Source organism: Archangium sp. (assembly GCF_045802675.1).
GTDB lineage: Bacteria > Myxococcota > Myxococcia > Myxococcales > Myxococcaceae > Archangium.
In genome coordinates this window covers 20,875-27,275 of sequence record NZ_JBJMQO010000060.1, presented here as the reverse complement: position 1 = coordinate 27,275, position 6,401 = coordinate 20,875, and the positions used below count along the sequence as shown (strand labels likewise).

The following is a 6,401-nucleotide window of genomic DNA, read 5'->3' as shown; positions in this document are numbered from 1 at the left end:
ATGGGTAACCCCCATCTTCCTGCCGAAGTACACCTCCGAAAGCCTCAACTGGATTGAGGGTTTCTGGGGCCACACCAAGGACACCTTCTTCAGCCGCATGCTGACGAGGAAGCGCGATTCCTTCTATGCTGAAGCCGTCGAGCGTCTACAGCAACTGAGACGGCCCAGCACGCTCCAGGCTCTTCTCCGTCCCCGCGCGCCGGGCCCCCCTGAAAGAACTTAGTTCGGCTGGCTTAGAGCGAGCACAGCAGGAGGCGGCAGCGCAGGCCTCCGTTGCGCACCGGGAGGTTGCGTCCCTCGGGCAACGCCAGCGCGCGCTGCAGCCCCGGATCCTCGGGGAGGAGCACCGCGGCACGCCAGCCCGGGAAGGCCCTCCGGAAGGTGGCGCCCAGCGCGCGGTACAGCCCCGGCAGGTCCTCCGCCTCGCCCACCCGCTTGCCGTAGGGCGGATTGGCCACCACCAGCCCGCGTCCGAGTCCCGCCGGGGGCGTCAGTGTGCGCACGTCCTGGCGCTCCAGCGTGAGCGTCACCCCGGCCCGCCGCGCGTTGCGCCGTGCCGTGCCCAGCGCTCCCGCGTTGATGTCATAGCCCCTCGGCACCGAGCGCGGCGCCGGCAGCGCCTCCGCCTCCACCCGGGCCTTGCGCGCGCGCCAGGCCGCCGCATCGAAGCCGGGGAAGCGCTCGAAGGCGAAGGAGCGCTGCAACCCCGGCGCCTTCCGCTGGGACATCCACGCGCCCTCGACGAGGAAGGTGCCCGAGCCGCACATCGGGTCCACCAGCGGCTCCGCCCCGTCATAACCGGCCAGCACGAGGATGCCCGCGGCGAGCGTCTCGCGCAGCGGGGCCCGGCTCACCTCCTGCCGGTAGCCGCGCCGGTGCAGGGGCTCGCCGCTGGTGTCCGCGCTCACCGTGCACGTGTCGCCCTCCAGCCGCACGAGCAGGGTGAGGCCCTCGGACACCTCCTCGTCGAGCACGCCCACGCGCTCCACCGAGGGCAGCCGCCACGCCTTCGCCGCCGCGGCGAGCACCGCGTCCGGCCCCTTGAAACGCGCGCGGTGCAGGGCCACCGAGAGCCTCGGCGCCGAGCGTCCGTCCCACACCGGGCCCAGGGGCAGCCCCGCCAGCCCCTTCGCGAGCGCCCCGGCATCCGGCGCGGCGAAGCGCCCCAGCCGCAGCAGCACCCGGCTCGCGGTGCGCAGGCGCAGGTTGGCCTCCTGGTGCAGCCCCGGCGCGCCGGTGAGCTCCACCCCGCCCTCCACCTTCTGGGGGGAAAGGCCCAATGCCCCGGCCTCTGCCTCCAGGGCGGGCTCCAGCCCCGGCAGCGCCGAGACGAAGACGTGCTCCCTCTGTTGGACGTTCGTCACCTGAAGCGGCATTGTCCGCGGCCGACGCCCGGCCGCAATGCTTTCCTCGAAAGAACGTCCACCGGGCTGCTAGGGAGGAGGCCATGAGCGCCGCCGTGACGACCGCACGCAACCGCCCCCGCGAGTACGAGGTGACCGTGACGGAGGTGCGCCTGGAGACGCACGACACCGCCACCCTCTCCCTCGACTTCGGCTCCGAGCGCCCCGAGTACAAGGCCGGCCAGTTCCTCAACCTGGACCCGCACCAGTTCCCCGCCATCAGCCACTTCGGCGCCTACCTCCAGGAGCAGAAGGGCCGCAAGGAGCCGGCGCGCTCGTACTCGCTGGCCTCCGCGCCGCACGAGCCCCTGGTGTCCATCACCGTGAAGGACGAGGAGTTCATCCCCGGCTTCACCCGCTACCCGCCCCTGCTCTCGCCCTACCTGGTGCACGGCCACCTCACCGGCACGAAGATGAAGGTGCTGGGTTTCATGGGGCCCTACGTGCTGCCGGACGACGTGGAGGAGCGCACGGACCACCTCGTCCACGTCATCGCCGGCTCGGGCGCGGTGCCCAACTTCTCCATCATCAAGGACGCGCTGCACCGGGGGCTCAAGCCGCGCCACACCGTCCTCTTCTCCAACAAGACGTGGGGCGACATCCTCTACCGCGAGGCCTTCGAGGCGCTCGAGCGCGAGCACCCGGGAAAGCTGCGCGTGGTGCACACGCTCACCCGCGAGACGGACGAGTCGCGCTACGGGCCGCACGTACGCAAGGGCCGCATCAGCGAGGCGATACTGGAGGAGCTCATCCCGGACCGCGCCACGTGCCTCGTCTACGTGTGCGGCCCGGCGATTACCCCGTGGGACCGGCGCAAGGCGCTGGAGACGCGCACTCCGGCCACGCCGCGCTTCATGGAGGCGGTGCTCGGCCACCTCCATGACCTCGGCATCGAGGACAAGCGCATCAAACGCGAGTCGTACGGGTAGCCGGAAACGCGGCGCTCAGCCTGGGATGCAGTACCAGGGCTCCGCGGGATGGCGGTGCCCGCACGTGAGGCCGGGACCACAGGACGAAGGGGTCTGCGGGTTGCAAGGCTTACGGCATTCATAGACGAGGCAGGGGATTCCTTCCGGGCAGTCCGAGTCCTTCTTGCACCATTGGATGCATTGCGTCCGCATCTCCCAGGGGCGCTGGGGGACCTCGAAGACATCGCAATACAGCCCCTCGGGACACGGGTCCTTCCGGCAGTCGGGCCCTTCCACCCGGCCACACACCGAGACGCCGCCGTCTTCCTCGATTCCCCGTGGAATGCACTGCTGCCCCTCGGGGCAGGAGCGACCCTCGCAGGTGGGCAGGCAGGAGGGAGCACCTTCACGGCCTTCCGAGCAGAAGAAACCCACCGGGCAGCTCGACGGGTCGTCGACCCGGCATGGCCGGCCACACCGCCACTGACAGAGCAGGCCCGGCGCACATGCGTCCGCGAGACTGTACGCGGTCACCCGGCATTGCTCCCCCTCCTTGCGATGCCCAACGAGCGAACACGTCCGCACCGGAGTTTTGCCACGAATGCTCTTGAGAAGCGTGCAGGCAAAACCCTCCGGACACTCCGAGTCTTGCGAGCACTGGCTGTCCGTGCAGTAGGAGTTGGCAGATCCCCAGGCCATGAAACAGCCAAGCGGGGGCTCACAGTCCGCATCCGAGAGGCAGTCCCGCTGGTACGTCAGCAGGGACCGGCGGACATCCTCGGTGAGCACCGGAAGGGCATTTGCCTCCTGCACTGCTGGCACGGCTCGCGGTTGCATGGACACGAAGAGCACCCCGGCCATCGGGAGCACGAGGAGAACGGAAGCCAGTACCCCCAGGAGGATGCGCCATCGCATGAGTCGCACGACCTCAGACTATTGCTTTCCACGTGGAATCCACGGGGAGCACCCTTTGGGACAACGTTCATGGTAGTTTTTCTCGTTGCAGAGTTCCTCCAACTCCTTATCCGTGAGTTGACATGACGTTGATTGGGAATTGAGCCCCATCACATCCCTGTGCAACGGGACTTCAATGGCACTCTGTCTGCCCCACGTCTCTCCGCACCCCATGTCCAGGGAGCCGAGTAGCACCAGAACCAAGAGTGGTCTCGACATACGGTCTCCAGCAGCAGTGGGAGTGCCAGCATAGCAGCACGGTCCGCCCCACGGGACGGGTCCGGTCCGCCCCTTGACCTGCTAGGTTGACTCGCCGGAGGAACCTCCCGAGTGACCCTGGCCCTCGCGCGCCGCTCCCTGTGTCTGCTGCCCTTGGTGGGTGCCGCCTCGGCGGCGGCCCAGCCGCGTCTGTTCTCCGGCCCCGAGCTGAAGGCGCGCTCCCTCGTGCTCCCCGACAATCCCACCGCTCCCGCGCCCACGGTGCGTGCCGCCCCCGGCTACGTCACGGTGCTCGAGTTCGATGCGTCGATCGACCCCGACTCGCTCTCAGTGGAGGGCCGGCAGGAGCGCTTCGCCCTCGTGGAGGCGACGACTCGCACGGTGGTGCTGCGCCCGGCGCTCGCGCTGCCCGAGGACACGCCCCTGCTGCTCACGGTGGACTTCGCGGATGGGCTGACGCCCTCCCACGCCACGCTCGCGCTCGTCCCGGCCACCGGCGAGGTGGATGCCCAGGTGCGGGTGATTCGCCGGCCGCGCTCGGTGCCGGCGCTCGAGTCCGAACTGGAGGCGGTGCTCGCCCGGTGCGAGGCGGGCAACCTCGCCAAGCTCGCGCTCTCGGGGGAGCTGCGGGGTGGCGTGACCCTGGAGCGGCTGCCGTCCGCGGACTCATCGAGCGAGGTGAAGGTGCTTGAGCAGAATATCTACCGCACGCTCGCCCATGCCGTGGTGGCCGTGGAGCTCGAGCTCGCCCCGGGAGCCCGGCCCTGGACGCCCGGCGAGGCATGGCTGCGGGACGCGGCGGGCCAGGTGCTCCGGCGGCTGCCCGTGTGGATGGACGGAACGCGGCTGCAGCCCGGAGAGAGCCGCTCGCTCGCCGTGGAGCTGGAGCGTCCCTCGGCGCCAGCCGAGCCGCGCTGGCGCGTGGAGCTGCGCGAGCGCGACGGTGAGCGCCACATGGCCCTGGCCCCCTTCACACCTTGAGGTGAACCATGCATGAGACGACATTCCTCCTCCGGCCCGAGGCCCTCCCACCAGGAACGGAGGTGGGCCAGTGGCGCGTGGTGGCGCCCCTGGGCGTGGGCGGCTACGGCGCTGTCTACCGGGTGGAGGACATCCACCACCCCCGCGTGCCGCTCGCCCTCAAGGTGGCGCTGCACCGCGAGGACCCCCGGGCCCAGCGCGAGGCGGTGCTGTTGATGGAGCAGGCGGTCCACCCCCACGTGGTGCGCTTCCACGGCTGCGGGCGCTGGCCGGACCCCGAGGAGGGCCACACCTTCCACGTGATGGACCTGGTGCCCGGCCTGCCGCTGGACCGGTGGGCCGAAACGCTCAACCCCTCCTTCCTCCAACTCACCCAGGTGGGGGCGAAGCTGGCCGGGGCGCTCGGAGAGCTCCACGGACGGGGCGTGATGCACCGGGACGTGAAGCCGGAGAACATCCTCATCCGCGAGCCGGACGGAGAGCCGGTGCTGGTGGACTTCGGCATTGGCACCTACGCGGGCGCGGCCTCCCTCACCCCGGCCCCCCTGCCACCGGGCACGACGCACCTGCGCAGCCCCGAGGCCATGCGCTTCTGGGTGGAGCGGGGCAAGCTGCCAGGCGCCTCGTACGAGGCAGGTGCCGCGGATGACCTGTACGCGCTCGGCGTGAGCCTGTACCGGGCGGTGACGGGGCACTACCCCTTCCCGCCCGAGCTGCTGGGAGACCTGCTCCCGCTGGCCATCGCGCAGAACCGGCCGCACGCGCCTCGGCGCTTCAACCGGCGGGTGCCCCGGGCGCTGAGCGGCGTGCTGGTGCGCATGCTGGCCAAGGACCCCCGGGAGCGCTACGCCAGCGGGGCCGACGTGCGCGACGCACTGGTGGAGGCGGCGTCCTTCGGCCGGCGCGCGGCGTGGGAGGCGAGCCTCTTCGAGTGGGAGTCCGTCCCGGCACGCCACGAGGGCGAGGCACCTGGACGGCGCATCCGCCGGCCCGGCTTTCCCACCCGCCCGATGACGGTCACCGCGCCCAGGGTCCAACTGCTCGAGGGAGGCTCCTCCGTCCGGCGGCGGAGGAGGGAACGGGCTGGAGCACCCGCGCCGGCCCCGGAGGCGCGCCAGGACCGGGGCCGGGCACTCCCGGGGAAAGCCCTGGCCGTGGCGCTGGGGCTCGGGTTCGCACTGTCCGCCGTTTGGGGAGTGGTGCGGCATGCGCCGCTCGCTCCGGCCTCTCCAGAGCAGGCAGTCCAGGGCGGCGAAGTGGCGCGAGCACCGGAACTCCCCGAAGCTGGGTCGGCCGCGGCTCCACTACTTCTGGAGTCGACCCCCGCGGCTGCCGCCCCCGTGGAGGCACGAGCCATGAAAGGCGCTCCCTTGAAGAAGCCCCCGCACACGCCTCCCAACGCAGCTCCCCCGCGCGAGCCCGGCTCCATGGGCAAGTTCCTCGGCACCGCCGCCTGCGTGGGCCTGGCCTGTGCCAGTGCCCAGACGCGCCCCGCCAGCACCGTCTGCCCCCCCGAGTCGCGCGCCGTGATGCGAGAGCTCCGCCTGGCCTGGGGGGACGGCCCGCCAATCATCACCGACATCCAGCAAGGCGAGCCGGCCCCGGGCCAGGAATACGCCACCGTCCGCTCCGGCCCCATCGTCAGCAAGACACGCGTCGACAATGGCCAGCTTCCGCCGGGCACGCTGCTGTTCGGCGAGCTCTTCACCGAGGGCACCAACGTCTACGGCCGCTACGACCGGGCCCAGACGCCCGACGGCAAGACGTACCCGGTCTGCTACATCCTGGGCAACACGGACAAGCAGGGCGAGAAGAAGCTCCCGGGCTCCCGGCCCGGGGCCGCCCGCATCCCGCGGGCGACGCTCATCACCGCCGTCAAGCGCTTCGTCTACAAGGAGCCGAGCGAGAAGAAGGAGCAGGAGGACGAGTAGTCCGG

General features: G+C 70.9%; 4 protein-coding genes and 1 pseudogene. 4 read left to right on the top strand and 1 reads right to left on the bottom strand.

The window, feature by feature from the left end:
• Positions 1–223, top strand: a pseudogene (locus tag ACJ8AN_RS17675) (hypothetical protein); the annotation flags it as partial.
• Positions 224–233: 10 nt separating this feature from the next.
• On the opposite strand, the gene ACJ8AN_RS17670 reads toward ACJ8AN_RS17675, so the two are convergent.
• Entirely contained in the window at positions 234–1,376 is a 1,143-nt protein-coding gene (locus ACJ8AN_RS17670; protein ID WP_407756551.1) for a class I SAM-dependent RNA methyltransferase, read from the bottom strand.
• 71 nt (positions 1,377–1,447) lie between these two features.
• On the opposite strand from ACJ8AN_RS17670, the gene ACJ8AN_RS17665 reads away from it, so the two are divergent.
• The 3 genes from ACJ8AN_RS17665 to ACJ8AN_RS17655 all read left to right on the top strand — a co-directional run bounded on the left by ACJ8AN_RS17665 (position 1,448) and on the right by ACJ8AN_RS17655 (position 6,396).
• The gene (locus ACJ8AN_RS17665) at positions 1,448–2,332 is read left to right on the top strand and encodes an oxidoreductase (RefSeq protein WP_407756550.1); all 885 of its coding nucleotides are present in this window, start codon (positions 1,448–1,450) and stop codon (positions 2,330–2,332) included.
• A gap of 1,263 nt (positions 2,333–3,595) precedes the next feature.
• Positions 3,596–4,465, top strand: a complete 870-nt coding sequence (locus ACJ8AN_RS17660; protein ID WP_407756549.1) for a DUF2381 family protein — start codon at positions 3,596–3,598, stop codon at positions 4,463–4,465.
• A gap of 8 nt (positions 4,466–4,473) precedes the next feature.
• Positions 4,474–6,396, top strand: a complete 1,923-nt coding sequence (locus ACJ8AN_RS17655) for a serine/threonine protein kinase (RefSeq protein WP_407756548.1) — start codon at positions 4,474–4,476, stop codon at positions 6,394–6,396.
• Positions 6,397–6,401 lie beyond the last annotated feature (5 nt).